This window comes from Pectobacterium aquaticum, assembly GCF_003382565.3.
GTDB classification, from domain to species: domain Bacteria; phylum Pseudomonadota; class Gammaproteobacteria; order Enterobacterales; family Enterobacteriaceae; genus Pectobacterium; species Pectobacterium aquaticum.
This window is the reverse complement of the sequence record NZ_CP086253.1, coordinates 2,754,504-2,781,382: the sequence shown is the minus strand read 5'-3', so window position 1 is coordinate 2,781,382 and position 26,879 is coordinate 2,754,504. Positions and strand designations below refer to the sequence as shown.

The following is a 26,879-nucleotide window of genomic DNA, read 5'->3' as shown; positions in this document are numbered from 1 at the left end:
GCGGGCCCCCTCAGTGTCAGCATAGTTGTCACCCTCTATGAAAAAGAAACCGAGGGTGATGGAATGACAAATGAAACGTGTTTACCCTGAACGAAAAGCCAGCATACTGGCAAAACTGCTACCCCCCTACAATATGACCGTTGCTGCTGTTGCACAGATGGAAGGAATATCCGAAGCTACCCTTTATAACTGGCGTAATCAGGCCAAATCAGAGGGAAAACCCGTGCCCGGTGCAGAGAAAACAACAGACCAGTGGTCACCAGAAGCGCGCTTTGCCGTGATAGTCGAAACGGCCACGCTCAGTGAGGCCGAAGTAGCAGAATATTGCCGTAAAAAAGGACTTTATCCGGAGCAACTTGTTCAGTGGAAACAGGGGTTTATGCAAACTGAAAATCCCGGTGATAAAGCAGCCTTAAAGCAAAGTCAGAAAGAAAACAAACAGCTAAAGAAAGAGCTTCTCCGTAAAGAAAAAGCCCTTGCGGAGGCGGCTGCCATACTGGTACTGCGAAAAAAGCTCACGGACTACTACGGGGAAACCGACGAGGACGACTGACGCCGGAAGATGAACGGAAACAGTTCATCATCTGGATCAATGAAGCGGTAGCATCGGGCGCACGGCTGATGATTGCCTGTCGTGAAGTCAATCTGAGTCTGCGGACCTTGCGTCGCTGGCAGCGTTCTTCCCGTGACCGGCGACCCGATGCGATAAGGCCGGTACCGCTTAACCAACTGAGTGCTGAGGAAGAAAGCAGGATAAGGGATGTCTGCCATGAACCGGAATATGCCAGCCTTCCACCGTCCCAAATTGTGCCACGGTTGGCTGATAAAGGTCTTTATCTTGCCAGTGAGTCAACGTTTTATCGGATACTACGGCGGTCAGGTGAAGTGCATCGCAGGGGGCGTCAGATACGGCAACAAAAGGTATCAGTTCCGACAACATTCACGGCAACCGGGCCTTGCCAGGTGTGGTCCTGGGACATCACCTGGTTACCTTCGGTAGTGCGCGGTCGCTGGTTTTATCTGTATATGATAATCGACCTGTACAGCCGGAAAATCACGGGTTACGAAGTGCATGAAACGGAAAGTGGCGAACAGGCAGCAGCGTTAATGCAACGCAGTGTGATGCGTGAGGGATGCTGGCGTCAGCCACTGGTACTGCACGCAGATAATGGGGCAGCGATGAAATCACAGACCCTGCAGATGAAACTGCATGAGCTAAATATCACGCCGTCTCATAGCAGACCCCGTGTCAGTAATGATAACGCATATTCAGAGTCGTTGTTCAGGACACTGAAATATGTTCCACAGTGGCCGTCGTCGGGGTTCAGAACGCTGATTGAAGCTCGTCAGTGGGTGGATAAATTTACCCGCTGGTACAACGAAGAGCATCGTCACAGCGGGATACGATATGTGACGCCGGGACAGCGTCACCGTGGCGAAGATAATGTCCTGCTGAAGCAGCGTGATGACCTGTACCGGACGGCACAGAAAGCGCACCCGGAGCGCTGGTCAGGCAAAACGAGAAACTGGCAGTCGGAAGGTCCGGTAACACTGAATCCGGAGCGGGAAACACAGGCCGCTTAACTTAACCAGGGGTGACAACTACCTTGACACTTACCGGGCCGGAACGATGCCGGGAAAGCGAACCGTCAGGCGATACGAAGACGAAAATCACACCACTGACGGAGAAAAAACCATGACTATTTCCCTGCATACTCAGACTAGCGCCCCTAACACCGCAGCGGCGACCAGCGTATCCCCGCTGGAGCAGTCAGGCTCCTCAAAAACGAAATTTTCTAAAGCCAAAACCGATATTTATCAGACTGTCACCAACAACATCATTGTAGCGCTTGAAGCCGGTGTAAAACCGTGGTCTTGCCCATGGCAACGAGTGTCTGACATATCTGGGTTGCCTTCCAACTTCGCAACCGGTATCGCGTATAGCGGAATGAATATCATGCTGTTGTGGTGCAGCGCGTCAAAACAGGGCTGTGGTGATTCACGCTGGATGACTTACAAACAAGCACAAGCAGTAGGCGGACAGATTCGTAAAGGTGAGCACGGTACTATAGCTATTTTCTATACAACCTTAGAGAAGGAAAACGAAGACGGTGAAATCGACCATATCCCGATGCTGAAAACCTTCAACGTGTTCAATATTGAACAAATTGATGGGCTTCCGCTGACAACTGAAACAGTTAACTCAGAAGCAATCTTTGACCCGTTGCCGGAGGCTGAAAATCTGTTCCGAAAGAGCGGCGCAAACATCATCGAGAAAGGGCAAAATGCCTTTTTCCAACCATCAACTGATGAAGTCTGGCTACCGGAGCGCCATCTGTTTTCAGATGCGGCTAATTTCTACGCTACTGGTCTGCATGAGCTGGTTCACTGGAGCGGTGGTAAAAAAAGGCTTAACCGTGAAATGAAAGGAAAATTTGGCAGTGAGGATTATGCGTTTGAGGAGTTGATCGCCGAGTTGGGAAGCGCGTTCCTGATGGCGGATCTTGGGATTGTCGGAAAGGTCCAGCACGAAAGCTATATTGCTTCCTGGCTGAAAGCACTGAAGAACGACAAACGATTTATTTTCAAAGCCGCTAGTGCGGCATCAAAAGCGCATCGTTATTTGATGGATAAAGCTTGAGGGCAAGGTAAGAAGCCGTAAAGGAATGCGGCTTTGACCATATATTTCTGTGGGCAGAGTCGTGGTGGTGTTAAAGGTATAACCTCCCTACGAATTTTTCGTGGCACTGTGTGTCAGGAAAAATTCGCAGGCTGCGGGGGCGGGCGGCAAAGAGCCCGCTCATCGCTTTAGATGTATTGGCTCAGACTTGATCTGGCCGTGAGAACACGATTCAGTATGACAGTCGGTAACGAGCGAAGAGCGGATCTTTCAGACACTGGTGCGTCAGATAGCGGGAAGCTGTTCAAAAATGAATGCAAGGGACATTATTGCTGCGATCACATCCACTTGCTTCGATGGCGATCTAAGAGCTGTTTTACGCGGAGGAATAACTTCCAATTGGCAGAAACTTGATATAGTTCTACAAATGAGTGTTATGGATAATTGCTCCGCAATAAAAACTTGAAGCCTTAAAGCAAGGGAATAAAGTACTAATGCTGCAGATTTTAGGTGGTAGCCACTGATATTTAATGATTTAAGTGGGGAAAGGCATGGAGTTGACAAAGGAATCTGCATATCAAGCGATTGCAGAGTTTTTTACTGAAAAGCCGTTTGTTTTATTTGGCACAGGAACGTCATGTGCACTTGATCTAAATTTCGGGATGCCAGCACTAGAGCGTCACCTTCGAGACAAGCTGAACAGTGGCATGACAGATGCTCAGACACAACAATGGCAGCAAGTTGTATCTGCACTCGATGTGGGTAGCCATGATTTTGAATCCTCTATGGACTTCATAAAGGACGAGGCACTGACCACTCGAATAGTTGAACTAACTGCCAACTTTGTTGCTTATCACGACAACGTTCACGCTCATCAAATCATTTCAGGATTACGTGATTGGCCCGCTGGTTCATTACTGAAAAAGCTCGTAGAGACACTGCCCCAGGCCGATAAACAACTTCACGTCGCAACGCCCAATTACGATTTATTAGCTGAGTACGCTTTTGTTCGACACAAGATTCCATATATTACGGGGTTTTACGGGGGCTTTCTTCAACGTTATGATTGGAATGAAGCGAAAAAATCAGTTCAATCTATTCATAAAGGTTTAGGCAAGCCGAGACAACTACCAAGAATCGTTGAATGCAAACATGTTCGATTACACAAACCACATGGCTCGTTAAATACGTTTGAATGGGAATCTCACCTTATAGAGTGTAATAGCTGGATTCTCAACAAACCTGAAGGCGTTGTGCGGGCTATGATCACTCCTGGCACAGCAAAATATCAACGATTGCACAAAGACAGGGCCCAGTTGGCTGAATACGATAACGCTGTCGGAAACCATACCTGTTTTCTTTTTTTAGGATTTGGCTTTAACGATTCCCAACTTGTAAATAACGCATTTAGGATAAAACTTGAACAAGATCAGTGTCGTGCATTAGTGATTACTCGGGATTCAAATCTAAGAATCGAGGAGTGGTTAGATAAATGCCCAAATATGTGGCTTATCTGCAAACAGACAAATTCAGAGAAAAGCAGAATCTACAATTCAAAGTTTGAAAACTGGCTGCATATAGACGACAAGGAATTATGGCGTTTTGACGCTTTCACTAACGAGTTCTTAGGGGGGTAATATGGCTCTTTTTACTTTTAATGATGACAGCTACATACTTGGCAATATTCGTGAAGTTGACACCAGAAAAGTAACCATTCTGGTAAATAGTGATAAGGATCTGCGTAAGGCCAGAGTTGGGCAGCTTGTAACAGTGCAACTCAGCGGAGCAACAGAATGTTGGCTCATTGGCATGATTGATAAAGTTATCAAAGCAGTAGTCACACATCCCCTTACCCTAGAAGTGCAAGTAGATGATGCTGACGAGATAGACGCTTTTGAAGATAGCGTAGTCAACACAGTCAAGATTACGTTAATGGGCGGGGCCCGATGGGATGCAATTGCTCAAAAGTATAAGTTTTCAAGATCTCTAGATCACGTTCCTGAAATCGACTCAACCTGTTACATACTTAAAGACGCCCACCTAGAAGAATTCATGCGCGTGATTTCTGAATGTGGCAATGGAGAGGACTCGCTTGAATTGGGTTCTTATAAGCTTAATGAAAATGCACGCGCTTATGTTGATGGCAATAAATTATTTCAGCGACATGCTGCTCTACTTGGTAGCACAGGTTCAGGTAAATCGTGGACTGTTGCTTCGATTCTTGAAAGAAGTTCGCGACTACCATCTTCAAACCTAGTGGTGTTCGATTTACACGGTGAATATAAAGAACTTTCCTATGCGAAACAATTGAGAATACCAGGGCCGGATGAGGTTAATATAGATGATGATTCACTACTCTTCCTACCCTATTGGTTGCTCAATTCAGAAGAGATTCAGTCATTATTCGTTGACCGAAGTGAATTCAGTGCGCATAACCAAGTTGTGGTTGTCCAAGATGCAATTACCGAGCAAAAGAAAGCTTTCCTGCAAGCGAATGGTAGAACTGATCTGTTGCAGTCTTTTACACTCGACAGTCCAATTCCATATTCTCTAAATCATGTCATTGAAAAACTGAAATATTTAAATGAAGAAAAAGTCGATGGATCAAGAGGTCCTAAAAACGGTCCATTCAACGGCGAATTCTCTAGGCTGCTAGTTCGCATGGCAAGCCGCTTAAACGACCGACGCTATGGTTTCCTCTTTAATAGTCCTGATAAATTCAATCAATACGATTCGTTGAGCATGATTGCTGAAAAACTGATGGAATTTGGTGAGCAAAAGCAAAGTATAAAAGTAATCGACTTTTCAGAGGTTCCGGCCGATATACTGCCAGTAATCATTGGGTTGGTTGCCCGTATCATCTATCAGGTTCAATTCTGGACTGATCCAAAGAGTCGCAGACCAGTTGCCTTTGTCTGTGATGAGGCGCATCTATACTTACCAAGAAAAGAAGGTAACCCAGTTGAACGCAGAGCGGTAGAAGCATTTGAAAAAATCGCTAAAGAAGGACGTAAATATGGCGTTGCGTTGATGATTGTAAGCCAGAGACCTTCAGATGTAAGTGCTACCATTCTCAGCCAGTGTAACAACATCATTTCTCTGCGTTTAACGAATGCGGATGACCAAGCGACGGTGCGTAAATTATTACCTGAAAGCTTGGAGAGCCTTTTAGAGGCACTCCCTATCATGGATGTTGGAGAAGCTATGGTTGTGGGTGATTCAGTGCTCCTGCCAAGCAGAATTAAAATTGATCCTCCTACTGAAAAGCCATTAAGTGCAACAATAGATTTTTGGTCTCGTTGGCAGGAAAATGTTACCAATACAGACTTTGCATTAGCAGTAGAAAACATGCGTCGACAAAATAGAACAAAGTTATAACCCGAAACTGCCCCTCGGGCGAGGGGCTTTAGCAGGTTAGGTTTGTTCAAGTCCGTCTTCGGATGGTGTTGTATCCCTCAGAGCATTTTGAAAATAACAAACTCTGACAAGCCCTCCCGTTGATTAATATATTATGATGTCAGTAGCATCCGTTTCTGGCATGAAGCAGTCTAATGCAACATCAGCAGGCTGCTATGAGCGAGGAACGGACGTTAATGCCTGAATCAGGTTGCACCGTAGGCGTCACCTGGATTTACTAGTTAGACAATATTTGGCACTTTATCTTTTATAGTTTTTTTGTACATATCGTAAGGATACATTCCATTAAACTTCATGTTTTTCATACCCGGCAATGACTCTGTAGACGCATGAACAGCAACAGGTGAAAACTTGAATTTTGTTTCATTAAGTTCTATCAGTTGGGCAGGAAATGTTTCTTGGATGAGATTCATCTCGGATGCGCCATATTTAAGCATGAGATGCTTTGGAATTCCTTCAGCTTTCATTAGCATCCTGATTTCAGGACTGATAATGTCTTCTATAGTTGATGTTGTTTTGACAGCATTTTTTACCATGATAATTTCAGGGATATAGTTTTTTTTAGTACCTGTGTATGGTTGCTGCTTCAAGCTGATATCCACTATAGAGAATGGTGGAGCAAATACCCAAGCATGTCCTGCGGTAAATTCGCCATGGTCTGATGACCAGTAGTATGTTGTTTCCTCGTTAGACTTTTTTGGAAAATCAATTGTGCAAGAGCCTTTAATGCAAGCACACCATATACCTTTACGTTCCAGTATACGAGCAAGAATTCCTGATATATCCACACAAGCACCTTGACGACCATTATCTAATAGCTGCTTGCTTAAAATTTTTGCCACATCAAAAATTATACTCTCTGCCTTTTCTAGATACTCATTAGTGTATGGCTTTTCTGCTACAAATTTTGCAAACTTAATCAAGTAGCTTGGATCTCGTTGCTCTTCCTTAATAAAGTTTGGATGATCATAAAAATCTGGTTTATCTGTAGGGATCCCTTTTTTATGAAATTCCTTTTCTAATTCACTGAACATAGATATTTACTCTGATTCGCCTAACGTCGCTAAGACGTGCAGGTTTGTAGTGGAGGCGAAGCCGCAACGAAGAAACTGTCGCCGTGATTGGCATTGTTATGCCCCATTTACTTTAACTTGGATTTTGAGCCCGGCACTGTGGACTGATTGTTGTTGATCAGCTTGTGATAGAAATTCACAGTTACATGGATTGTTGATTTGGTTGACCGTGTAACCATGCTTTTTACTGTAGCCTCCCACCCAACTAAGAACATGAGCAAACGCGGATTTGGAATCCTGAAACTGCTGATGAAAAGTAACCGTTGATGCAAAGGGTGGATTAAATTCAGAGTCGTAAACAAACACCTCTGTAAAAAATGGTGCAGTTCCTGTTGGAGAAATAATATGCAGCTTGTAGAAGACTTTTTTATCCGTGTGAAAATCAACTTCTTGGATTGGAACCATCTGGATTCTCCTTTTAGGCATAATGTTCGCCACATAGGCGAAGAACTTGTTGCAAGTTAAACACAAAAAGTGTGCTATTTCCCCTGCGTTTGTTTGGCTAATTTTTGACCGACACGTTCTTAAGCGACCAGAGTTTTTTCTTTGCAAATAGAGTGAGACCTATAAATGCTCATAATTTCTTTTATAGCCTCTTCACCCTCAGCTATTAAATAGCTACATATTGTTTATTCACATACAATCTCTATCAGCTTCAACTATCTATAATGCATTTTTATAAGTATGGGTGTCTAATAATCAGGAAAGAAACTCATGTTACTGCGCTCACTCCACCTTATTTGTCTTGAAGGTCGTGACGGTCTACCCATACGGCTTAATTTAGAAGGTCTGCTTATTCTTGATAATCTACTTGGTCGAGGTTTTCGGCTTGGTCGTGATGGCCCACCAGAACTATGAGTTGAAAAAAAAGCATAAGCGCCATTTTTATAATCTATGATGCTCCCGTTATATATCCAGCCTAAATATTGACCTGAATACGAAATTATATACTCATTATTAAAAAGATAGGCTAGTGGAGTGCCATCATAGTGATAAAAGTGCTCACCATTACTGTATAGGTAAAAGATGGGCATACCAGTACAGTCATAGAAAGGTATAATTTCGTTTTCTGGGAATGGACTGGATTCGTTAATCATAAACTCTCCTTTGTGTAGGAATCCGGCTGTGCAATGCATGAATCTTTTGTATGGTACACATTTTTATAGCCATAATAATGTTCTGAATTATAGGTAAATGTGACCGACCACCCAGTATTAGATACATACCTCAGTTAGCAATATCTTGTTGTTGACCATTACTCCTTTGGCTAAGATAAGTCACTGTAGCAACTTCCGCTTCTGGCACAAAGTTGCCTATCAGATTAGGTTATGGCCCTGAGCCATAAAAATGTTAGCTCATATCTTAGCTAACATTTTTAGAAGCAGTTACCCGACTTCAATTATCAATATACCTTTCTGCATCGCCAGAACGAGCCGTGGTACTCCGGGCTGCCGCAATACGCCTGCGAGCAATTTTCACATAATCCTCTTCTCGGTCAATACCGATAAAACAGAAACCTTCCATCGCCGCAGCTTTGCCGGTGCTTCCACTCCCCATAAAGGGATCAAGTACAGTGCCGCCCGTGGGAGTAACCAGACGGCAGAGGTAACGCATCAGTGCTGTGGGCTTTACACACATATGATTGTTACCCTCATCGCGGTCCTTTTTGCTGGCTTTCGCACAATAAAAGAACCGACTGGCGCTATTAATTTCCACCTGCTGAGGGGTATACGGGAACATCGCAAATACTGCATCACTGCCATCATGGATAACATTGGCAGGCCAGCGACCATCAGGATTTCCTTGTCTGGCGATACTTCCATCACCTTTACTTCTGCCTCGCCACATATGGTTGGGCTCAGAGCCACCCGGTCCATTTGGATAATCATAGGGTGGTTCTCCTTCTGCCAGAGGGATTCTGCATTCGCTGATGTTCAGAGCACCGGTACCATATACGCCTACGTTGGATGCTAAGGACCCCTTGCATGGCTTACGGGCAAGGGTAATCGGCTCCAGTGCTGGTTTCAACGCGTGGTGAGATTTAGGGAAGCCCGAACCGTATACCCAGCCCAGCATTCCGTCACGTCCAAATGTCGCGTCCAGCAATTTGAGCTGGTCCGGAGACAAACTTTCAATGAGGACCTGGGCAGCATTGCTGGTCTCGTAGATAAATACGATCATGTCACGTATTTCAAACCCCGCATCCTCAATACGCGCTGCCATCCGGTGTTGAGTACGGGATCCCGCGAAAGACAGCAGATGACCACCGGGTTTAAGTACGCGCAGAGACGCTTCCCAGATGGCTTGTGAGGGGACATCATAGTCCCATGTCTTACCCATGAATTTAATACCATAGGGCGGGTCGGTCACTATGCTGTCCACAGAGTTGTCCGGCATACTGTGCAGTACGTCAAGGCAGTCACCATGAGTCAAAACGTCATACATGGCGTTCCCTCCCGTCATCGTCACCCACTGATGAAGAGGGGCCACCCTGTTTATCACTGACACTATTTTCCAGTTCATCAAGGGTGCGGAAGAGAAACATCTCGCGGTTCTTCGCGTCAAACGAAACGGGAACACTGTTTCTCATCACCGTCCTGATGCTGCCAAACAGCCTGACCAGTGATTCTTTGGTTTTATCATCCGGCATAACATACATCGCATAGTGCCAACGTCCGCCGTCGCTGGCGGCAAGATGACTGTTAATGATGCTGATGTAACGGGCGCGGGTTTTCATTGAGCGTTCTGTTTCCACCGCAACAATGGCACCGCTGCTTAAGGTAATAATGCCGTCCGGTCGGTGCCGGATACCTGGGTACCGCGCCAGAAACTCTCCCCGGTCGCCGTTGAGCCAGCCTGTGCCACTTTTTTCCTCAAGGGCGATCCTTACCCGCTGGTTTAACAGTCGATGTTCCAGCGTCGAGTGTCTGAGTTTTCCCGGCTCAAAATAGGCGGGGAAAACCTTGTCATTAACGCTAACCACCATTGCCAGTCCCTGCATGGTGATCCCCCACAATGATTTTTTTCCGGTCAATACCGGGTATTCATGTTTATTCAGGAAGCCCATCGCAACTGCTTTATTAAGCAGGTTATACATCGCATGGTTATGTTTTCCTTTATAGCCGACAACTCTTTTTAAGGTCCGGAAATCAGAGAATGTTTCTTCCTTGAGGAAATACAGCAATGCCCGCATTCTCCGTTTTGCAGCTTCATTTCTTTCAGCAACGTTATGAACAAGCATTGGTAGCCTCACAGATTAATGGAAGGTTTTTGAGCCTGATTTTCTTTTTCGATGTGCAGAGGTTTTTTATTCTCAAATGAAAGAATGTCGATATATTGCTTTTTAGCTGGTATGTGGAATAGTTTGGTTGCCTTCGCCAGATCATTCTGGGTAAAAACAAAACCAACAAATTGGGGGAGGTTAAGCAACATGTTGCTGTCTATATAATATCGTTCAGCCTGACGGATCATCCTGTCAGTATCCATTTTCTCCGTCAGGGAAATATCCGTTTTAACTTTCCTCATTTCATCGTCTACCAGAATAGAGCCGGTCATCCTTGCCACCCAGTCGGCGGTATCCGGATCGCGAAGGCGATAAACCAGCATAAACTTGCAGTTCTCAATCACTGAACCGGCAACGGCGTCACCTTCCAGATCTGCCGGGCAGTCATATAAATCTTTAACCGACTGATGGGCCATGATGATATGCACACCTTTGTCCCTCGCTGCGCCAAGCCCCTCAAGCGCAGGGCGGGAAAGGTGATATTTAAGTTCATCCAAGAAAATAGCGACGGGCCGGGGCTTCCTTTTTATCCGGTCCCGCGTTTCGGCTATCTGGATAAGTCGGGTCAAAATCATGCGTTGCGCCGAGATGATTTTCTGGTTACGCATTGAACCAATGATGTAGCAGCATCCGCCTTCATCAAATATTTTCTTTAGTGAAAATCCCTTATTGGCATTAATAGAGTTCACTAAAGCGATTTCCTCAAGCTCGCCATAAAAAGCAGGCACATCTTCACTGAGGGATTTCATAAAGTCAGTGTTAAATAAGTCGCGTAACGTCATGCCCTTTTCATAAATAGCTGCCGTGTTTCTCGCTGCACGGCGATCGGCGATACGGTAAAAATCAGCACCTTCGCCTTTTTTACCCAGGCTGAAACCGGCATTAAACAGTTCCTCCAGTTGTTCATGAGAAATATCAGCCAGTAAATCAAGCTGAAAATTGAGGTCATTCAGGTTAATAAGGACAAATTGTTTTCCCGCTTTCTGACAGGCTTCCCGCAAAACATGTGGTGCCCACTCGTCATTTTTAGGATCTTCGACAAATACGGCTTCACCTGAAAGTATTGCCTGATAAAGCAGCACACAGGCACTGACACCTTTACCAGAGCCTGTGGTGCCGATAAGGTCTGCGTGTTGAGTTTGAAATTCTTCGGGGGTGATATATTGCGGCTGATCGTCTTTATCCAGCCCGATAAAAATACCTTTATTCAGGTCAATATAATCCAGCGGATTATACGCAATGCTGTCAGGCAACATGTCTCTGACTTCGCGAACATCCGTTCTGACATTTCTTTCCAGTTTACTTTTTTTAATGATCCGGTGTTTCAGACTGTCGATTTCTCCGGCTAGCAGCCTTCTGGCAGTAATATGAAAAGCCAGACCGGAAAGCGTAAATCCGATAGTCAGTATCCAGAGTGATAATCTGAGCAGAATGTTATTGTCGAGCACTTTGAAGAAAAAACTCAGCCCCTGAATGGTCAGAGGTGACAGGGTGCCGAATATGAAAAAGAAGGTGGATACACCCGCCACCGATTTTAACCAGAAGGGGGCATTTTTTCTTTCTTCACGTGGCAGATGAAAAATAAATGGCAACGTCAGCCCGGCAAATATGGACAATATTACCGGGTTGAGTTGCAGCCAGAGCAGAAAAAAAGAAAAGGCATCCGAAAAGGCATTCAGCCTTTGCATCAGATGAGTTCCCATTGCAGTGATCTCCGGTCTGATTTCGGTGTGACGGACGCATCACATGGGCGTCACCGATGGACGTTAAACCCCACGCCCATACGCGACGCCTATTGATGACGCTCATAAAAGGATGAAAAGCACTGAACGTCTCCGACGCTCATGCCCATGATCCGCGCTTTCAGAAAACAGCCGACGCGTGGTCGTCAGTCCCCTGAAACGCCCGAATGACGGGTAACGGCGTGTGACATTACGCTCGGGCTGGACGCCCTCACTGCATGTCACATGGGGGTAATGTCGTGGCTGGACGCCGCGCCAAAACCCCCAACGTCAAAGGCGGCACACCGTCGCCCGCTACGCGCGACCACCCCCTTTAAGACGGTCGCTTTCGCCTTTTTCTTCCCTTTGCTCGTGCCTCGCCGCGGGAATAAAAGGGAAGCTGACCTTTAAAGAGGGTGGTCGCGCCACGCTACCGGCTTTTGGCCGGAGACTTAGCCGCGACGGTGTGCGGGGCGATGCCCCCCAAATAAACCGCTGTCGTGGGCGACAGCTTTTCGCTCGCTGGGGCGGCGAAATTTATTCGGCTCCCCCCGGCCGGCAAAATCCGCGTGGGCGCGGCTGTTTGCCGGTGAGGCGCGGCGCCTGAACTATTTTCGCTCCTTAACCCGCGAAAATAGTTCTGTCCGCTGCCTCATTTTTACGGCCTGCATTTCTTCACTCCTTAATTCGTGAAAAATGTGCTGGGCCGTAAAAACCGGAAAACCACCACGCCTTAAGCCTGATTCGGCTGAAATATTTTGGCGCTATAGGGAACCTGCGAATAAAATTAATACAGGGATTAATAGTGGCTCTCGCGGATTTCCCTGATGATGTCAGAATAACACTGACGACTTTCTTTAATGCTGGTTTCATCCAGCGTAAACCCTCGCCGGTTGGCTTCCTCTGTCAGCGTTATTCTGTCGGTGGCGTTCAGCGTTTGCAGCAACTGCAATAACCGGCAGACAACCCGGTAGTGATAAATTTCATAATAAAGGCCGCATCCGTGCATCGCCTCATTTTCAATGTGCTCAATAACACAGGCTGCGCGCATGGAATCCCCACGCTGATGTGTCCATGGATGCTGAATAAAACCCGGTTTGGTCATAAAGATAACCTCCGCTAATTAACTACGCACGCGGCCAAATTTACTGATTATCTGGTTGATAATTGCCGGGGCTGCCGAGTCACACTCAAGTAAAAATGATTTTCTGGCATCGGCAGTATGGTCTGGCAGAAAACCGTGCTTGTTCTTTTTGACGATATTAAAGAATGCACGTTCGGCCGAATGGCATTCATTGCCGCCGCCGTTCCCGGTGGCTTTACCGTACATGCATATCACCACTTCACAGGCGTCAGCGGCCATGACGGAGGTTGAATATGACGCCATAATGCAGAGCAATAATGCGGAGGATATTGATTTTTTCAATTCGGTCACCTTCATATTTAAACGAGGGTAGCGTATTTGGATATGTTATTTATTGGAGTCCTTTTCTGAATACACCTCTCATGCCATTGAGATGAAGGGGTTTAAAATAAACATCACTCATCCGGCGTATGTCACCGTGAATATCAATGCTGACTATCACATCAATGCTCTTAAGCACCTTGCGTAACAGCACGTCGAAAGGCATGTTCCGGCAGTCAGGGTTTTCATAGCAGCGGTCAATGAGCCCTTCAATACATTCCTCCGGGCTGCCCGCATGCAGGGAAGTCATTAATCCCTCATGCCCGGAACCGACGATTTTCAGTGCATCCCAGGCTTCCCGACCGCGAATTTCAGCCAGTAATATCCGGTCAGGGTTCATACGATAATTGGCACGTATCAGTCTGCCGGGCGTGACAATGGCATTATCCCCGGCGTCCGCCGGATAAAAGAGATGGACATAGTTGGTGTGGTGATAAAACCGGATTTCGGGATTATCCTCGATGGTGGTCAGCCTGAGATGCCGGGGAATAGAGTGCAGCAGCGTTTTCATATAGGTGGTTTTGCCGGATCCGGTTTCACCGACGATAAAAATCGTCTTGCCGTATTCCACCGCTTTTTCCATAAAGCGGGAAATTTCCTCACCTTGAAAATAGCGGGCCAGTTCAACATCTTTGCCTTCCGTTCGCTCCTTACCGCTTACCCGGTTATAAAATCCCGCATCAATCCATGACTGATGTGTTTTCTGCCCCAATGAGGGTTTGCGCAGCGTAATAGACACGGTATTACGCTCACAGGCCGGGGGAATGATGGCCTGAATGCGCTCGCCTGTCTCAAGCGTGGCGGAAAGGATCGGCGAGGTATCGTCGATATTATCGTCCTGCCACGACGCCAGCGCTCTGGCAAAGGCGTAACACTGGCGCAGCGTAATCGGGGCTTCATGTCTTCGCCATTTCCCCCGGATTTTGGTATGCAGTTCACCCGGCCGGTTAACGGTAATATCCGTCAGGCCGTCCTGCGCAATAAAATCACCAAACAGCTGGTTTTTCATAAAATCCAGCGACAGGTTTTCAGCGTTCATACCACCTCTTTTTCAGTCGTAGCTGCCAGACGGATGAGAAATCAATGTCGGTGCCTGTCATGATCCCGATGACATCACCCTGATTCAGGTACAGGGTGGGCGGGATATTGATGCTGTTGTCCAGCGTCGTTTTCGCCATTTCCGCCGTGGCGGCGCGGGTGTTTTCGGTGTAGTCGGTATTGCGGTCTTTCCCCGGGGCAGCATCCGACGCCGCCGCAGCCACGTCCTGCACGGTACTGAGCATCAGGGCATTGCCGAAGCGCTCCCAGAAATGGTTGTCGATCCAACCTGAGATCCCCGCCTCGCCGAGCGGGCCGCTGGCCTGCGTATCAGTTAGCGGGATTTGCAGGCTGCCGGGCTCAGGCGTACGCAGCTCCGTCCACAGCACAAACATCCGGCTGCGTCCGTGTTGCAGCGCCCCGGTGCGGTAGATGCCACGGGCGACCGTCCCCGCCGGGATCAGCGTCACATGGTTGCTGGCGCTGTAAACATCTTCACTGACCAGGCAGGAAATATGCCCCCCGACATCGGACACTAAGCGCCGCATCATCGAACACGGGATATAGCGGTCCACCGGGATATAGAGATCAGGATCGAGACCCAGCCGTCTGACGCCTGTGACACGGGCGACGCCCGGATTGTCGTTGTTACCCGTTTCCGGCGCGGCAGTCTCCGGGCAGCGCAGGTTGCCATCCTTTCCCCTGGTCAGTACTGACGGGCAGGATGTGTATGTCGTGGATGATGACGGACTGTTGGACGTTTCTGCGTTGTTACGCGTTTCACCCGGGGACGTGCGTGCATTATCACCCGGCATTGTTCGGGCGTTGTTCAGCCCGTCAGCCAGTGCGGCTGCCTTGTTCAGGGCGGGTGGGGCTGGTGGCAGGGTGGGTGCGGGAGTGACAGCCTGGCGGGCAGGGTCTGTTTCGTCCTGTGTGTGCGGCCCGAACAGGCCAAACGGGTTACTGTCCATGCCCAGATTTTGACGCTCCTGCAGCGTCTTCCCGGCGGAGGTCGGCGGCGCGGTGTCGGCTTCTTTCTCATTACCCCCTTTCAATGCACTGAAAAGACGATCGCCGCCGGATGCCAGGGCGATCACCAGCGCCAGACTCAACAGGCTGACGATCAGCGTGCGGCGACCGGATGCCTTACGAAAACGGGTCACTTCCGGCTGGCCGGGCGGTGTTTTCTGCTCCGGCTCCTGATACGCCATTGCCGCACGGGCGCGTTCGCGGGCCTCCGCTTCCCGCTCTGCGGTGGTTTTTTCCGGTTCATCCGGGACAGGTTTATTGGTCATTTCGCCTCCAGCGTAACGGATGGTGAAACAGTGTCGCTGCGGGTTATCGGGATGCGCCCGAATCCGTCGTTTTCGATCCCCACCACCGAGGTGCCGTAACGCAACACCAGTTGTGGCGCTGCAGGAACCACCATCACGGTGTAATTACCCTGCTTACCCGTCCGGGGCGTGAGCGCCTGCTCCCGTCCGTTAACCACCCGGAAAACGGAAGGCAGGGTTCTGAGATGCGAGAATCCGAGCCAGGTGAAGCGGCCATCGTCCCAGGCAAAATCCGGTGCGATGGAGGCCGAACCGGCGGCGACCCGTTTGGTGTAGCGCCAGTTGCGTGGCGTGCTGGCCTGTCCGAATGCCGCCGCTATCTGCTGCTTCTCCTGTCTTTCACGCTGCTGCGTCTGACGTGCGGCGCTGGCGGCGGCGGATTGCTGGCGAACCTCGGCCGGATAGTGGTAACGGATAACGAACGCCTGCGCGGGGGAATCGTGGTCCAGCACGTTCAGCTCCAGGCTGTAATCACGCTTTGAGGTCACCACGAAGAGGTTGGTCTTCCAGTCCTTTGCCGTGGGCAGGAACACCCGGCTGATGTTGTTGCCGCTGGCGTCCGTCACTGGCTGGGTGATGGGGTTCGGGCTGACACCTACCCGGTTATCACTTTTCGTTACCGTCCAGCCTTTAGGAAAGCCCGCTTGCGCATCAATCACAGCTTCATCGTCGTCAAACAGCAGCGTGGTGACGTAGCCAGGGCGGGTATTCACCACGGTGGCGTTCTGGCTGTTATACGATACGTTCTGCATCCGGCTGTCATAGCCGCTGCCGCGCGGGGTGGCGGCACTCCATGCCGCGTATGATGCCAGTAAGCCCGTCAGGAGCAGGATGTTTTTCAGCATCATTCGCTCCTCAATTCTTTATCGCGCTGGTAGCTGGTGACGATAAAGCCCAGCGGGTTCACTTCACGCTGACTGTCCGTCAGTTGCTGATGCGGGACATAACGGTAAGTGAGGCGGATATTCCAGAAGTCCGTTTTCACTGAATTATCTGAAATACGGCGGAGGGTGCGCTTAATGCGCAGTGTTGCCAGGCTATCCGGCCCGGTGGCAGGTGCATGCACATTAGAAATAATGTCGATATAGACGACATATTCGGCTTTATTAAAAATAACGTCCGGAGCCTGGTCGCCGTTAAACCCGTCCAGATAATCCCGGTTCACGCTGTCGCTGTTAAATAACTGTACGTCGTCGTAATCACGCTGGAGGGAGAAATAATTATACCCTTCGCGGAGTCTGACATAGTGTGCCGCCAGTGAATGGGCCAGCGCCTTTTCAGACGCAATATCCCGCTCTTTAATGCGGGTCATATACTCATAACGACCGGTCTGTTTATCCACCGACCACAATTCAATGTCAGTGGTTTTCAGCGGCAGCAGAATAATCATGGCCGTAATTGCCAGTGCAGCCAGAATCAGCCCGGCAGCGGCCACCCGCCAGGCGGTTTTGCGGGAACGCTCTTCCTTTTCCAGCAGGATGGATTCAAAAGAGCGCGAGACATTAATGATGCGCTGAATATCAGACATGGTGAGTGAGCTCCTGAATGATGGCGGGGGAATTAACCGGCTGGGGATCGCCGGACACCAGCGGGAGTTCGCCCTGATGCTGCGCGCAGCCCGTAAGCGCGCACAGCACCATAAGCAAGATGCTGAATTTCATGGAAGCCTCTTATCGGATAAATGCAGGAAGGCCGCACCGCTGGCAGAGGCCACGGCGTGACGGAGAAAAGAAATTAGCGATCGGGAGGATTAACGGTGACGCTGCTGATTCTGGCGTTTCATGCTTTCGATGGCGGTGGCACGTTTCTGCCAGGCGTTCACGGCTTTGTCCGCACCTGCGGCAATGAACCTGCCGGTTGTCGCGGCTGCTGCCATGCCACCTTTGGCGGTCAGTCGGCCCCCTGCCTTTATGCCGGGTCTGGCGACGTCGGCAGATTTGCTGGCCAGCCCGCTCAGTCCGCTCATGGCGGCACTCTGTAACACGGCCTGTACGGCGGCACCGCTCAGCGCAGTGGCTATTTTCGCTGAAAAATACACCACGACGCCTGCGGCAATCCCGGCCAGTAAACATTGCGCCGCCAGGGTCACCATATTGCTTTCAGCAGACGTTGCTGTGGCGGCATCCAGTATTTTATTCAGGTAGTTGATGGCGATCCGGACAGACAGGGCAGAGAACATGATCGTTAAGATTGCGTTAAATAGTGTTTTCAGCCAGTTATCAAACATGGGTTTAAGAAAACCGTACAGCAGACAGAAAATAAAGAGTGGGGCGGTGGTGGTCATTAACAGAATGGTGATTTCGGCGAGCAGGTTGACAAAGGTTGCAGCCAGTAGCAGAACGATTGCTCCGCCCCAGACCAGCACCTCGGCAAAACCGCCATTTACTTTAACGTAGGTGGAGGTATCGAGATTAAACAGCATTTGCCCCAGCGCTTGTGCCTTTTCCCACACCGTGTCGAGCAGTGCCCAGACATTATCATCGCCACTGATGCCGTCCTTAAGCCCTTCAATGGCCGTAATGATGGCATCCAGCCAGCCATCGCGGTTTAAAGCAAAGGTGGTGATCAGCAACATGCGCCCCACATCCCAGACAACATCTTCAACCGGTGTCTGGAGTTTGCCGCCAAGCGTCTGATACCCACGATACGTAATAAACAGGGTGAAGGAACTGACGATAATCACACTGATTAGGGTGCCGTAGGTAGAAGACTGACCTTCTAGCACGGCATTGAGTCCATCCATGATGTTTTTGTCCATACCAACAAAAATACCACCGGACATGGTGCCTCTCATTAGTCAGGAACAGACAGGGGATAAAAACAGGGAGGGATCCCTGTTTTTGTTGGCGGGGATCTTACTGAGTGACGGATTTTCTTTTTTGGGCTTCCTGCTGAAACAGCGTCTCGAATTTTTCCCGAATGCCGGGTTTGCCTGTCTGGGCAAACATGAGTGCTGCCCGGTGCGCAAACTCGCAGTTGTCGCTTGCCTCACCATCCGTGAGGCATTGCGTATAGACCTTATAGGTTTCATCGGGATGTTCTTTATACCAGGCTTCTGATTTCGTCTCTTTACAACTGGATAAGACGAGAATGCTTGACATGACACATAAGGTTAATACGGTTTTTAACATGTTAACCTCCCTATAGAGAGTTCAGATCGGCAACGGGCGCAGTTAATTGCTGTTGCTCAAAAGCTTTCTGTTTTTGCTGTTCCAGCAGCGTTGCTCGCTGTTCAGCCTGTTTGACTGACATTTCCCACTGGCTGGTGAGCGCATTCAATTGTACGCTTTTGGCCGCGATGGCGTTAGCCAGGTCCTGTGACTCTTTCGAATCCTGCGCATTAGCAATACGGTCTGATAAATCTGATATATCGTCGAGCGTGCCCGTGATCTTGTTTTCAACCTCGGACGTATTTTCTATTGCTACAGCCTGATTCAGGATCCTCTGTTTGCAGCTGTCCAGATAGCGCTGTGAAGCGCTGGACGGGTTACAGGTATCGAACGTTTTATATTTGTTATACAGGCTATTCAGTTCAGACGAATATGACCCGCTTTGGTTGCTCAGCAGGTCATCCAGTGAAATACCGTTTTGACGAAGATTATCAATATCGGTTTTCAGACTTTTGGCCTCGCGGAGAAATGCCTGAACGTCCCGCACGCCCGTTGCTGTGGCTAATTGCTGCTTGTAGGCATCAAGTTCACTTCTATAGTGGGTGACGGTTTCCTGCCACTGCTGGAGTTTCTGGATCCACTGATTAATGGATTCGGTATTCTGTACGGCGTCGAATACCGGTATTCCGGCGCTCATCGCCTGGGTGGACATCAACAGCGAGAATGCCAGTATGAGTTTTCTGAACCGCATTTTCATTACCTCCGTCATGAATATTACAGGGCTTGTTCAAGGAAGGAGGCTTTCCAGTCATCAGGCGGCATTCCCTCCTGATACAGGGTGTCGAACAGTCTCAGGTTGTCTTCGCTCCCGCTCAGCATTTTGGTGAGTTTCCCGAGGCCCGATAAATCCATTTTCGCCATCGCCACAAAAGGCCGGGTTTCACCTGTGCGTAACGGCGTTTTCAGGACCACCATAGAGCGCTCACCCGGATCGAGGTTTCTGACGATGTCGTACACGCTTTCCGGCACTTTCATCTTTTCCACGTAATCACCCCGGCTGGCCTTCGGGTTGGCGAGAAAAATCTGCGTGCTGCACTGCTCGATAATCGCCGGGGCAATCGGGTGCTTGACGATTTCGTCAGGCGACTGCGTGGCGGGGACGAAGATGCCGTTCAGTTTGCGGATCACTTTCAGCATATTGAGCGAGAAGCGGGAGAATTCGACATCGGCCAGCCATTTCCAGAACTCGTCCATGAACATCACCAGCCGGCGACCGTCCAGCAGGCTGGTGACGCGGTAAAGCAGATAAAACGTGATGGGGCCGCGAATGTTGTCATCATCGAGAAATTCCGTACCGTCGATACCAAAATTTTCGACGTCGCTGATATTGAAGGTGTCCTCATCATTGTCGAATACCCAGCCGAACTCGCCGCCCTGCGCCCACTGTTTAAGGCGAATACGTAGCCCGTTGATGCGGGCGTCGGGGGTTGGCGGCTCCGGCAGGACTTCCAGCAGCCGGGTGATACCGAACTTGCGGTATTCCGGCGGGTAGTCGAGCATAATGGTATCTACGGCGGCACTGATCCGCTCCTCATCGCGCGGATCGAGCGGCTTGCCGTTGCGGCCGCACAGCATGCGCACCAGTCGTTTGATAAAGCTGATATTCCGCCGGGTCGGCGCAAGCTTAAACGGGTTAAACCCGGTGGGCGTGCCGGTACGGATACGGAAGTAGCGTCCGCCCATCTGGCGTATCGCCATCTCCGCCGCCCGGTCCTTGTCGAAATACACGGTGGTTAGCTGCTTACGGGGGGCTGATTCAGAGAACGTCGCCGGATTGCGGTACTTCTGCATTAGTTGCTGCATCATGGTCATCAGCATCGTTTTCCCTGAGCCGGTTTTACCGATAATCGCCGTATTACCCGGCGTTTTTTCGTTGAAGTCATCCCGCCCGCTCTGGCTGTCGTGCAGGTTCAGGTAATACCCGCCACCGCCAGGGGATTTGAGTATCGCGATGGCATCGCCCCAGGGATTGCCGTTTCGTTTATGAGGATGAAAATTGTGCAGGCTCGCCAGGTCGGCAAAGTTCTGGCTGCTGACGGCCACCAGACGGGGGCGCAACGTATACACCCCCGGCAGTTGCGCCAGGTACGCGGCGGGCAGCGACAGCGTGGACAGCGTCGTCATGATGCCGAGGTCGGCGAAGGGCTGCGCCAGCGCGTTGGTGTCTTTGACCACCTGGTCGGCGCTGTCTGAAGATACCAGCAGGGAAAAGTGGTATTTTCCGCAGGAGACATGCCCGGACTGGAGCAGGTCACGCAACACAATCAGCTCTTCGCGCTGCGAAATGGCGTCGTCATCCGCCGAAGTCAGGCGCTTTTCCGCCAAACGAATATGCTTCTGCGCCTCATCGCGGGCCATGCAGGTGAAGGACTGCGTCAGCACATACTCGCTTTCGGCATACAGCAGCGCGTCCAGCAGGCCGGTCGCGGTTTCAGGCGAGTAATCTTTGATTTCCAGACTGCGGAAAAAACGGGAACTGCCGACGGTCTGGCACTCGGCGGTGTCGGTGGTAAAAAAGACATCCGGCGTGCTTAATGTTTCATAAAACGGCGCAGGCGTGACCGCCACCTTTTGCCACTTGCCGGTGAGCAGGCGGTGATAAAAGGACAGCTGGGCGGAATACACCCGCCCGTTGCCTTCATACATCCCCAGTGGCGTCGCCGTATAGCGGGACAGCGCCGAAGCCAGCGCATCCCGGTGTTCCAGCATTACTTTCAGGGCATCATCCAGCACCGCTTTGCGTTTACCTGACGGCTGCGCCTTCATGGCTTTTTTCTCCAGCGGAGAGAAGGGCGCATAGCAGACGGTGAAAAACAGCCGGTGCCGCCAGAACGGCTTTTCGTTGATCGGCTGGGAATACACCCGGGTCACTTCATCAGAAAAGGGAATACCTGAATTTGCATCAAAGGCATCGTGGTATTTTTCCCGGATACGGTGAAGATAGAAAGTAACCGGCAGGCCTTCATATGCACGAATCACGTTATTGAGATGCGTCGCCATTAACGTCAGGTGATGTTCGTCCTCGCATTCAAAAACGGTGCCCTCCAGCTCCCAACTGGCAACCAAATCACCCTGGCGGTTTCTTATTACCTGGGGATGGATATGGGAGGAGTAGGGAATATGCTTATCCAGCGTAACGCGCTCGTTTAACTTCATCTTTTCAATAAACTCCGAAACGTCGATGGCGTCATAGCGGTTTGCCAGCAGGGCATTGGCACCAAAATGTTTATTGGTGCCAAACCGGCCACGGGTTTTAAAGGCCAGCCAGAGCAGCCCGAAATAGTGAATATCGGTTCTGGCCTTTGCCTTCATCTCCAGCCAGGCGGGAATAACCAGTAATATCAGGTAATAGTTGACATAGACCGCCAGCAGGACGATGGCCCCGCTGACCATCACGAACGGCACGAGGGGAATGCCGGCTATGGCGGCAGGTCGCGTCAGCGCTTTGTTCAGCGTAGCCATCGTTGCCTCCCTTATGACGCCCAGTAGGCACCGAAACCTGACGCACCGACGATAAGGATGGCGCCAATGATGACGTTGCGCATGTCATGGAGGCTCTTGCCGTCAAACAAGACTTTGTATCCCACCCACATGGTGGCCAGCGTGATGGTGACGGCGGCCAGTCCGAGCAGGCCGGTAGAGGTGTTGCTCAGCGTCTCATTGGCTTTATTAAACCCGCTGTCTGCTGCCAGCACCGGGGTTGTCATTAACAAGGAAGAGAGGACGGGCCAGTCATACTGTATTCGTTTCATCATTGTTCCTCCTGGGGGCCGGGGATGGGTAACGCGCCGCGTATCACGGCGTTGGGGTAGCGCAGGGATGTCAGAACTGGCGTGGCGTTATCGGTAACCTCGCCACGCATGACGGCGGCGGGGTAATGGATTTCCGGCAGGGCCTTTTCGGCTGGAGGTCGCTGCCGGTCTTGCCGCGTTGACGGTACGGCGTACCCGATGCGCTTGATGTAGCTGGTCTGGTTAAACGCAGATTCCGGCTGTTGGCCGGTCGTGAAATTTCCTGAGTAGTAGCAACTGAGCGCACGCTTGAGGGAACCGCCGCGGCGGTAGCAGTCGGTGAGGATGTGCTCAAAGACGGACAGGTTGGTACAGGGGGCAAGAAGGTCACGGGCGGTCAGGCCGTAATGACGGAAATTGGTGCTGGTGATTTGCATCAGCCCGACCGAATAGCGTCGGCCCTGAGCCTTCAGCCGTCCGGCGAGGCTGATGGCCTCATTCCTGCTGGCGGGAAAATGTGAAATCACGCCTTTGCCACCGGGCAGGATTTCAGCAATGGCATACGGATTCAAACCGGATTCGACCCGTGCCACATCAAGTGCCGTAGACGGGTGAACGCTGGCGGCGCACTGCATGGCCGCCGCCAGAAATACGGTGGGGGAAAGCATGGTGGCCTCGGAACGGTAAACCGGGCAACGCGTACCGCCATCAGACGGCGCAGGGCCGGGAAAAGGGATAAGGGCGGTTAAATGGCCTGAGTATCCTGTGTCGCCTCGCCGTCATCCCTGGGCTCAAGGAGCACCAGCTTTCCGGAAACGGCAATGCCGGGTGTCAGTACCACGTTCAGGCCGGGTTTACCGTGATGGGCAAAAGCCACGCCGACTTTCGTCCACCAGGTGTTTTTTTCACCCAATGGGTCGGGCTGACTTCCCTGGGAGACAAATACGTGATAAATGGGTTTTCGCATGTGGCCTCCTCTAATAAAAACAACGATGAGTTAAATAAATGTCACATCCCAATTCTGCATTCCGGTTTTAACGGGTCAGCGAGAACATTCAGCGGCACCCTGAATTGTGGTTTCGTGACAGCCCGAACCTTATTTTTAAAGAGCAATGCCCGATCCAAGCGAATTAACGTCAATACGGGTAAATGTTATGTAATGAGGTTTTCAGGATCAGATATCCGGGGCGGTATATAAACGATAAATTCAAAGTTAAAATGAGAGAGATAGATTAGTGGTGGAATGGGATAAGCTTTGAGGTAAATAAAAGGAAGTGAAATAGTTAATAAAGACGACTGTATATTTATAGTTAATGATAGAGACATGCAGGGAAAATATTCCTGCATGTCTCTGTGACCATTATTAACGTCTTCGACGTTCAAGTTTTTCCTGACATTCCGTGCAGGTAGTTATGCCCGGCAGCGCCTGCCGTCGCTTTTCAGGAATGGGCTTACCGCATACACGACAATGGAATAATGATGGCGTAGACCCAGGCTTAAAACGACTCTGTTCAATCATCTCCTCCAGTCGTTGCTCATTAAATTCCTGATCGCGGTCGATCTCATCCGGCATGTGTGGCCCTCCGGTCTGACGCCTCCCGTTCGCAAAGTGCGATACGCTTCCAGACGATGGTCAGTGATAACCCTTCGACTTTCGGCAGCAGGGTTTGCGTTACCTGCATCATGGCGGCCAGCGCATCGGTCGATTCCAGGTTGGCCACCCGGCATTGTTGCCATTGCCGCCAGATGGCCGCATCCGTATCTTCGTCCGGCTCTGGTGTCCGGCCATAAGGCACACGGACGCCCAGTAACCGGCGGCGAAGGCAAACTTCGTTGGAGGTGAGGCCAAAATACTTGTTGAGTAGCGCAATTGACCCCCCGAGCCGGATGGCATGATTGATACGTTGCTGCTGCAGAACCTCCTCACGGGATTTTGCCAGAAGCAGGCGTAATGCGTCGTGATGAACCGCCACAGCCAAAAACTGCGCAGACTCCCGACTGAGGATAAACAGCTCGTCTAGCGACAACTGGTTGAGGGCATTCATTTCGTCGAAAGTGAATCCTAGCGATTCACAGTAACGAATATTGCCATCCTTCAATGCATGCAGGGCATCGGTTAATACGGCGTAATTCAGTGACGGGATAATCATGGGGTTTTCTCCCTTCAGCTTATTGAGCGGCGGACTAATTTAATATTGATCCATTCGTCAATTTCCGATTCGAGCCAGGCGACACTGGCCGGGCCAATCTTGATTGAGCGGGGGAAGGTACCGTCTTTCATATACAGATAGATTTGAGAACGTTTCAGACCCGTTTTTTCTTCAACCTGTTTCAGACGTAATAACTGATGAGATGTCACGGTATTCTCCTGTGGCAGATATAGCGCTAGCCGGGAGAACACAAGACAACACAAAATAGTGGTGTGGAGAAAGCTGATGAGCCCGTATTACGGAAAATACAATCCTTAATACGGGTTTTCATAGCGAAGGGCATCATCTTACTTTTGTGTTGGCAGGGAAGGGGGCGAGCCGCGCTCAAGCGCAGCCTTCAGCGTATCGCCACTGAATCGATCAGTAATGCCTTCCTCAGATGCCCATTGTTCAAAAATGGATAGCAACTTGTAAGGCTTTCCTATCAACGGGCTGATAGTTTCATTATTTCTACAGGCAAGCCAAAATAGTCTTGATAGAGGGGATGATATGCGTGTGGAAGAATCCGAGGGTGATTTTTTTTCCAGCCAGCCAGTTGAATAGTTTATTTAACTCAGTTTGCCTGATAACAAAACATGCATCCTTCGGTAAGTTATAAATAGGAAAATAGGTATCATTAAAGCTTAAATCTATGCCGCTTAATGACATTCCATCGCGTAATGAAATTCTATTGTGAACTAGAAAGATTTCCCCAGATAAGGAAACAGTAATTCCATAGTTATTGTGCCCTCTTAGTACAGGTGATGGTATTTTTAGATGGTGAGCAAGTAGGCATTGTATGAGAAAATATTCATATCCAAAAAGACTTGTATCAATGACGCCATGAGCAGTGTGAAAATATTTACCTTCGGTGCTGAAAGTTAAGTTACTCTCGCTAAAAAAATCGATTTCATCCAACGTAATTTTGTCGTCCGGTAAGTTATTATCTTTAGGTTTTAGTTTTAATTTATGGTTATAGGATTTTATTTTCCTCAAGGTAATGGGAGACTGAAAGTATATCGAAAGGAGTATTTTGCCCTGCAGAGCATATCGATAGATATCACTTTCTTGTATTTTCCTGATGCCGTTTTTCTTTGATGCTTTAACTGCTTCTTTGATAGTTAACCAGTCTGAGTTTACATTTTTATTCTTAAAAAAAGCGAGCCTGTCTGACATAACATATCTCCTTTTACATATCCGTGCTGATAAATATCATGTCCTCACATAAGATGAATAAAGAATGACGGTTGATGGAAGGTTAGATGGTTTTTTAAGTAACACCCGTTCAGATTTATTTGTAATATAAAAATGCCGCAAAGACTTCGCGGCATTTTGGTTTCTTACAAATTTGGATTAACATCGGGGTTTTCAAAGTCAGGAACAAAAGAAAGGTATTTCCCTCCAATCTTAATAGCCCGTCTGTTTGCTTCGGCATCATGAATATGTAGTGGTGGTATAACGCCCTGTTTTGCTACGATTCCTGTTTCCCTAAAGAACCCTTCGAATCCAGCAGGAGAGAACATTAGTAATATCTTGATAGGTTTTATACTGTTATTTCTAAATTGATGATAAATCCCCTTGGGAACATAAACAAAATCGCCTGGATTGGCATGGAAAATATTTTCTCCGGCTCTTACTGTTAATTGTCCATCTAGTACATAAAAAATTTCATCAGCGTCTTCATGAAGGTGCCAAATTGGACCCCCTCCCGGCCCCACAAATCCCTGTATAATAGAAATATTCCCCCCGGTGTTTTCTTTGTCCAGCTTTATGGTATAGGTGTCGTTATTTAACCAGAGTGGAACGCCTTCATTGTCTCGGATAATAAATGGCTGCAT

General features: G+C 49.3%; 29 protein-coding genes. 4 read left to right on the top strand and 25 right to left on the bottom strand.

What is annotated here, in order from left to right; translation table 11 throughout:
• Positions 1–70: 70 nt before the first annotated feature.
• The 4 genes from DMB82_RS13020 to DMB82_RS13005 all read left to right on the top strand — a co-directional run bounded on the left by DMB82_RS13020 (position 71) and on the right by DMB82_RS13005 (position 5,998).
• A protein-coding gene (locus DMB82_RS13020) for an IS3 family transposase (protein ID WP_116156697.1) occupies positions 71–1,584 on the top strand; the annotation gives its coding sequence in 2 pieces (ribosomal slippage) (positions 71–524 and positions 524–1,584; 1,515 coding nt in all).
• A 112-nt stretch (positions 1,585–1,696) separates the two neighbouring features.
• Entirely contained in the window at positions 1,697–2,641 is a 945-nt protein-coding gene (locus tag DMB82_RS13015; protein WP_116164636.1) for an ArdC family protein, read from the top strand.
• 530 nt (positions 2,642–3,171) lie between these two features.
• A complete protein-coding gene (locus DMB82_RS13010) occupies positions 3,172–4,257 on the top strand; it encodes an SIR2 family protein (RefSeq protein ID WP_116164638.1) in 1,086 nt (361 codons plus the stop codon).
• Position 4,258: 1 nt separating this feature from the next.
• A complete protein-coding gene (locus DMB82_RS13005; protein WP_116164640.1) occupies positions 4,259–5,998 on the top strand; it encodes an ATP-binding protein in 1,740 nt (579 codons plus the stop codon).
• 260 nt (positions 5,999–6,258) lie between these two features.
• On the opposite strand, the gene DMB82_RS13000 is transcribed toward DMB82_RS13005, so the two are convergent.
• The 25 genes from DMB82_RS13000 to DMB82_RS12880 all read right to left on the bottom strand — a co-directional run bounded on the left by DMB82_RS13000 (position 6,259) and on the right by DMB82_RS12880 (position 26,879).
• The gene (locus DMB82_RS13000) at positions 6,259–7,071 is read right to left on the bottom strand and encodes a hypothetical protein (protein WP_116164642.1); all 813 of its coding nucleotides are present in this window, start codon (positions 7,069–7,071) and stop codon (positions 6,259–6,261) included.
• 96 nt (positions 7,072–7,167) lie between these two features.
• Positions 7,168–7,515, bottom strand: coding sequence for a hypothetical protein (locus tag DMB82_RS12995; RefSeq protein WP_116164644.1), 348 nt, complete (start codon positions 7,513–7,515; stop codon positions 7,168–7,170).
• A 287-nt stretch (positions 7,516–7,802) separates the two neighbouring features.
• Positions 7,803–8,207 carry a 4-fold beta flower protein gene (locus tag DMB82_RS12990; protein WP_125176145.1) on the bottom strand — a complete coding sequence of 135 codons (405 nt, stop codon included), beginning with the start codon at positions 8,205–8,207 and terminating at the stop codon, positions 7,803–7,805.
• A 298-nt stretch (positions 8,208–8,505) separates the two neighbouring features.
• On the bottom strand, positions 8,506–9,555 hold the full coding sequence (locus DMB82_RS12985; protein ID WP_116164646.1) for a DNA-methyltransferase: 1,050 nt from the start codon (positions 9,553–9,555) through the stop codon (positions 8,506–8,508).
• Positions 9,548–10,351, bottom strand: a complete 804-nt coding sequence (gene mobC / locus DMB82_RS12980; protein WP_116164648.1) for a MobC family replication-relaxation protein — start codon at positions 10,349–10,351, stop codon at positions 9,548–9,550. The genes DMB82_RS12985 and mobC overlap by 8 nt, the downstream gene beginning before the upstream one ends.
• Positions 10,352–10,359: 8 nt before the next feature.
• Complete coding sequence (locus DMB82_RS12975) at positions 10,360–12,096, bottom strand: type IV secretory system conjugative DNA transfer family protein (protein ID WP_116164650.1); 1,737 nt, start codon at positions 12,094–12,096, stop codon at positions 10,360–10,362.
• An 817-nt stretch (positions 12,097–12,913) separates the two neighbouring features.
• The gene (locus DMB82_RS12970) at positions 12,914–13,219 is read right to left on the bottom strand and encodes a hypothetical protein (RefSeq protein ID WP_116164652.1); all 306 of its coding nucleotides are present in this window, start codon (positions 13,217–13,219) and stop codon (positions 12,914–12,916) included.
• 18 nt (positions 13,220–13,237) lie between these two features.
• A complete protein-coding gene (locus tag DMB82_RS12965; RefSeq protein ID WP_116164654.1) occupies positions 13,238–13,540 on the bottom strand; it encodes a TrbM/KikA/MpfK family conjugal transfer protein in 303 nt (100 codons plus the stop codon).
• Between the two features lie 49 nt (positions 13,541–13,589).
• Complete coding sequence (virB11, locus tag DMB82_RS12960) at positions 13,590–14,618, bottom strand: P-type DNA transfer ATPase VirB11 (RefSeq protein WP_116164656.1); 1,029 nt, start codon at positions 14,616–14,618, stop codon at positions 13,590–13,592.
• Positions 14,608–15,912 (bottom strand): VirB10/TraB/TrbI family type IV secretion system protein, encoded by a 1,305-nt coding sequence (gene virB10, locus DMB82_RS12955; RefSeq protein ID WP_116164658.1) that lies wholly within the window; start codon positions 15,910–15,912, stop codon positions 14,608–14,610. The genes virB11 and virB10 overlap by 11 nt, the downstream gene beginning before the upstream one ends.
• Positions 15,909–16,796 (bottom strand): P-type conjugative transfer protein VirB9, encoded by an 888-nt coding sequence (gene virB9, locus DMB82_RS12950; protein ID WP_116164660.1) that lies wholly within the window; start codon positions 16,794–16,796, stop codon positions 15,909–15,911. The genes virB10 and virB9 overlap by 4 nt, the downstream gene beginning before the upstream one ends.
• Positions 16,796–17,479, bottom strand: a complete 684-nt coding sequence (locus tag DMB82_RS12945) for a VirB8 family type IV secretion system protein (RefSeq protein ID WP_064367705.1) — start codon at positions 17,477–17,479, stop codon at positions 16,796–16,798. Before DMB82_RS12945 ends, virB9 begins: the two co-directional genes overlap by 1 nt.
• On the bottom strand, positions 17,472–17,612 hold the full coding sequence (locus DMB82_RS12940; RefSeq protein WP_167469183.1) for a hypothetical protein: 141 nt from the start codon (positions 17,610–17,612) through the stop codon (positions 17,472–17,474). The genes DMB82_RS12945 and DMB82_RS12940 overlap by 8 nt, the downstream gene beginning before the upstream one ends.
• Before the next feature lie 89 nt (positions 17,613–17,701).
• Positions 17,702–18,733 carry a TrbL/VirB6 family protein gene (locus DMB82_RS12935; protein ID WP_116164662.1) on the bottom strand — a complete coding sequence of 344 codons (1,032 nt, stop codon included), beginning with the start codon at positions 18,731–18,733 and terminating at the stop codon, positions 17,702–17,704.
• A 73-nt stretch (positions 18,734–18,806) separates the two neighbouring features.
• Positions 18,807–19,082, bottom strand: coding sequence for an EexN family lipoprotein (locus DMB82_RS12930; protein ID WP_116164664.1), 276 nt, complete (start codon positions 19,080–19,082; stop codon positions 18,807–18,809).
• A 10-nt stretch (positions 19,083–19,092) separates the two neighbouring features.
• A complete protein-coding gene (locus tag DMB82_RS12925; protein ID WP_116164666.1) occupies positions 19,093–19,812 on the bottom strand; it encodes a TrbJ/VirB5 family protein in 720 nt (239 codons plus the stop codon).
• A gap of 23 nt (positions 19,813–19,835) precedes the next feature.
• A complete protein-coding gene (locus DMB82_RS12920; RefSeq protein WP_116164668.1) occupies positions 19,836–22,583 on the bottom strand; it encodes a VirB4 family type IV secretion/conjugal transfer ATPase in 2,748 nt (915 codons plus the stop codon).
• Positions 22,584–22,594: 11 nt separating this feature from the next.
• Positions 22,595–22,876: a TrbC/VirB2 family protein gene (locus DMB82_RS12915; RefSeq protein WP_395038432.1), complete on the bottom strand. Its 282-nt coding sequence runs from the start codon at positions 22,874–22,876 to the stop codon at positions 22,595–22,597.
• Positions 22,873–23,520 carry a lytic transglycosylase domain-containing protein gene (locus DMB82_RS12910; RefSeq protein ID WP_116164670.1) on the bottom strand — a complete coding sequence of 216 codons (648 nt, stop codon included), beginning with the start codon at positions 23,518–23,520 and terminating at the stop codon, positions 22,873–22,875. Before DMB82_RS12910 ends, DMB82_RS12915 begins: the two co-directional genes overlap by 4 nt.
• A gap of 77 nt (positions 23,521–23,597) precedes the next feature.
• On the bottom strand, positions 23,598–23,819 hold the full coding sequence (locus DMB82_RS12905) for a hypothetical protein (protein ID WP_116164672.1): 222 nt from the start codon (positions 23,817–23,819) through the stop codon (positions 23,598–23,600).
• A 396-nt stretch (positions 23,820–24,215) separates the two neighbouring features.
• Positions 24,216–24,425: a TraR/DksA family transcriptional regulator gene (locus DMB82_RS12900; RefSeq protein ID WP_032693551.1), complete on the bottom strand. Its 210-nt coding sequence runs from the start codon at positions 24,423–24,425 to the stop codon at positions 24,216–24,218.
• Positions 24,415–25,002, bottom strand: coding sequence for a DUF2857 domain-containing protein (locus tag DMB82_RS12895; protein WP_116164674.1), 588 nt, complete (start codon positions 25,000–25,002; stop codon positions 24,415–24,417). Before DMB82_RS12895 ends, DMB82_RS12900 begins: the two co-directional genes overlap by 11 nt.
• A 14-nt stretch (positions 25,003–25,016) precedes the next feature.
• Positions 25,017–25,211: an AlpA family transcriptional regulator gene (locus tag DMB82_RS12890; RefSeq protein WP_047611253.1), complete on the bottom strand. Its 195-nt coding sequence runs from the start codon at positions 25,209–25,211 to the stop codon at positions 25,017–25,019.
• Positions 25,212–25,512: 301 nt separating this feature from the next.
• Complete coding sequence (locus DMB82_RS12885; protein ID WP_338044910.1) at positions 25,513–26,217, bottom strand: hypothetical protein; 705 nt, start codon at positions 26,215–26,217, stop codon at positions 25,513–25,515.
• Between the two features lie 164 nt (positions 26,218–26,381).
• Positions 26,382–26,879, bottom strand: a complete 498-nt coding sequence (locus DMB82_RS12880) for a cupin domain-containing protein (RefSeq protein ID WP_116164676.1) — start codon at positions 26,877–26,879, stop codon at positions 26,382–26,384.

Coding starts and splice junctions, on each gene's coding strand:
- DMB82_RS13015 (WP_116164636.1), top strand. CDS start 1,697: ATGACTATTTCCCTGCATACTCAGACTAGCGCCCCTAACACCGCAGCG.
- DMB82_RS13010 (WP_116164638.1), top strand. CDS start 3,172: ATGGAGTTGACAAAGGAATCTGCATATCAAGCGATTGCAGAGTTTTTT.
- DMB82_RS13005 (WP_116164640.1), top strand. CDS start 4,259: ATGGCTCTTTTTACTTTTAATGATGACAGCTACATACTTGGCAATATT.
- DMB82_RS13000 (WP_116164642.1), bottom strand. CDS start 7,071: ATGTTCAGTGAATTAGAAAAGGAATTTCATAAAAAAGGGATCCCTACA.
- DMB82_RS12995 (WP_116164644.1), bottom strand. CDS start 7,515: ATGGTTCCAATCCAAGAAGTTGATTTTCACACGGATAAAAAAGTCTTC.
- DMB82_RS12990 (WP_125176145.1), bottom strand. CDS start 8,207: ATGATTAACGAATCCAGTCCATTCCCAGAAAACGAAATTATACCTTTC.
- DMB82_RS12985 (WP_116164646.1), bottom strand. CDS start 9,555: ATGTATGACGTTTTGACTCATGGTGACTGCCTTGACGTACTGCACAGT.
- mobC (WP_116164648.1), bottom strand. CDS start 10,351: ATGCTTGTTCATAACGTTGCTGAAAGAAATGAAGCTGCAAAACGGAGA.
- DMB82_RS12975 (WP_116164650.1), bottom strand. CDS start 12,096: ATGGGAACTCATCTGATGCAAAGGCTGAATGCCTTTTCGGATGCCTTT.
- DMB82_RS12970 (WP_116164652.1), bottom strand. CDS start 13,219: ATGACCAAACCGGGTTTTATTCAGCATCCATGGACACATCAGCGTGGG.
- virB11 (WP_116164656.1), bottom strand. CDS start 14,618: ATGAACGCTGAAAACCTGTCGCTGGATTTTATGAAAAACCAGCTGTTT.
- virB10 (WP_116164658.1), bottom strand. CDS start 15,912: ATGACCAATAAACCTGTCCCGGATGAACCGGAAAAAACCACCGCAGAG.
- virB9 (WP_116164660.1), bottom strand. CDS start 16,796: ATGCTGAAAAACATCCTGCTCCTGACGGGCTTACTGGCATCATACGCG.
- DMB82_RS12945 (WP_064367705.1), bottom strand. CDS start 17,479: ATGTCTGATATTCAGCGCATCATTAATGTCTCGCGCTCTTTTGAATCC.
- DMB82_RS12940 (WP_167469183.1), bottom strand. CDS start 17,612: ATGAAATTCAGCATCTTGCTTATGGTGCTGTGCGCGCTTACGGGCTGC.
- DMB82_RS12935 (WP_116164662.1), bottom strand. CDS start 18,733: ATGTCCGGTGGTATTTTTGTTGGTATGGACAAAAACATCATGGATGGA.
- DMB82_RS12930 (WP_116164664.1), bottom strand. CDS start 19,082: ATGTTAAAAACCGTATTAACCTTATGTGTCATGTCAAGCATTCTCGTC.
- DMB82_RS12925 (WP_116164666.1), bottom strand. CDS start 19,812: ATGCGGTTCAGAAAACTCATACTGGCATTCTCGCTGTTGATGTCCACC.
- DMB82_RS12920 (WP_116164668.1), bottom strand. CDS start 22,583: ATGGCTACGCTGAACAAAGCGCTGACGCGACCTGCCGCCATAGCCGGC.
- DMB82_RS12915 (WP_395038432.1), bottom strand. CDS start 22,876: ATGATGAAACGAATACAGTATGACTGGCCCGTCCTCTCTTCCTTGTTA.
- DMB82_RS12910 (WP_116164670.1), bottom strand. CDS start 23,520: ATGCTTTCCCCCACCGTATTTCTGGCGGCGGCCATGCAGTGCGCCGCC.
- DMB82_RS12905 (WP_116164672.1), bottom strand. CDS start 23,819: ATGCGAAAACCCATTTATCACGTATTTGTCTCCCAGGGAAGTCAGCCC.
- DMB82_RS12900 (WP_032693551.1), bottom strand. CDS start 24,425: ATGCCGGATGAGATCGACCGCGATCAGGAATTTAATGAGCAACGACTG.
- DMB82_RS12895 (WP_116164674.1), bottom strand. CDS start 25,002: ATGATTATCCCGTCACTGAATTACGCCGTATTAACCGATGCCCTGCAT.
- DMB82_RS12885 (WP_338044910.1), bottom strand. CDS start 26,217: ATGTCAGACAGGCTCGCTTTTTTTAAGAATAAAAATGTAAACTCAGAC.
- DMB82_RS12880 (WP_116164676.1), bottom strand. CDS start 26,879: ATGCAGCCATTTATTATCCGAGACAATGAAGGCGTTCCACTCTGGTTA.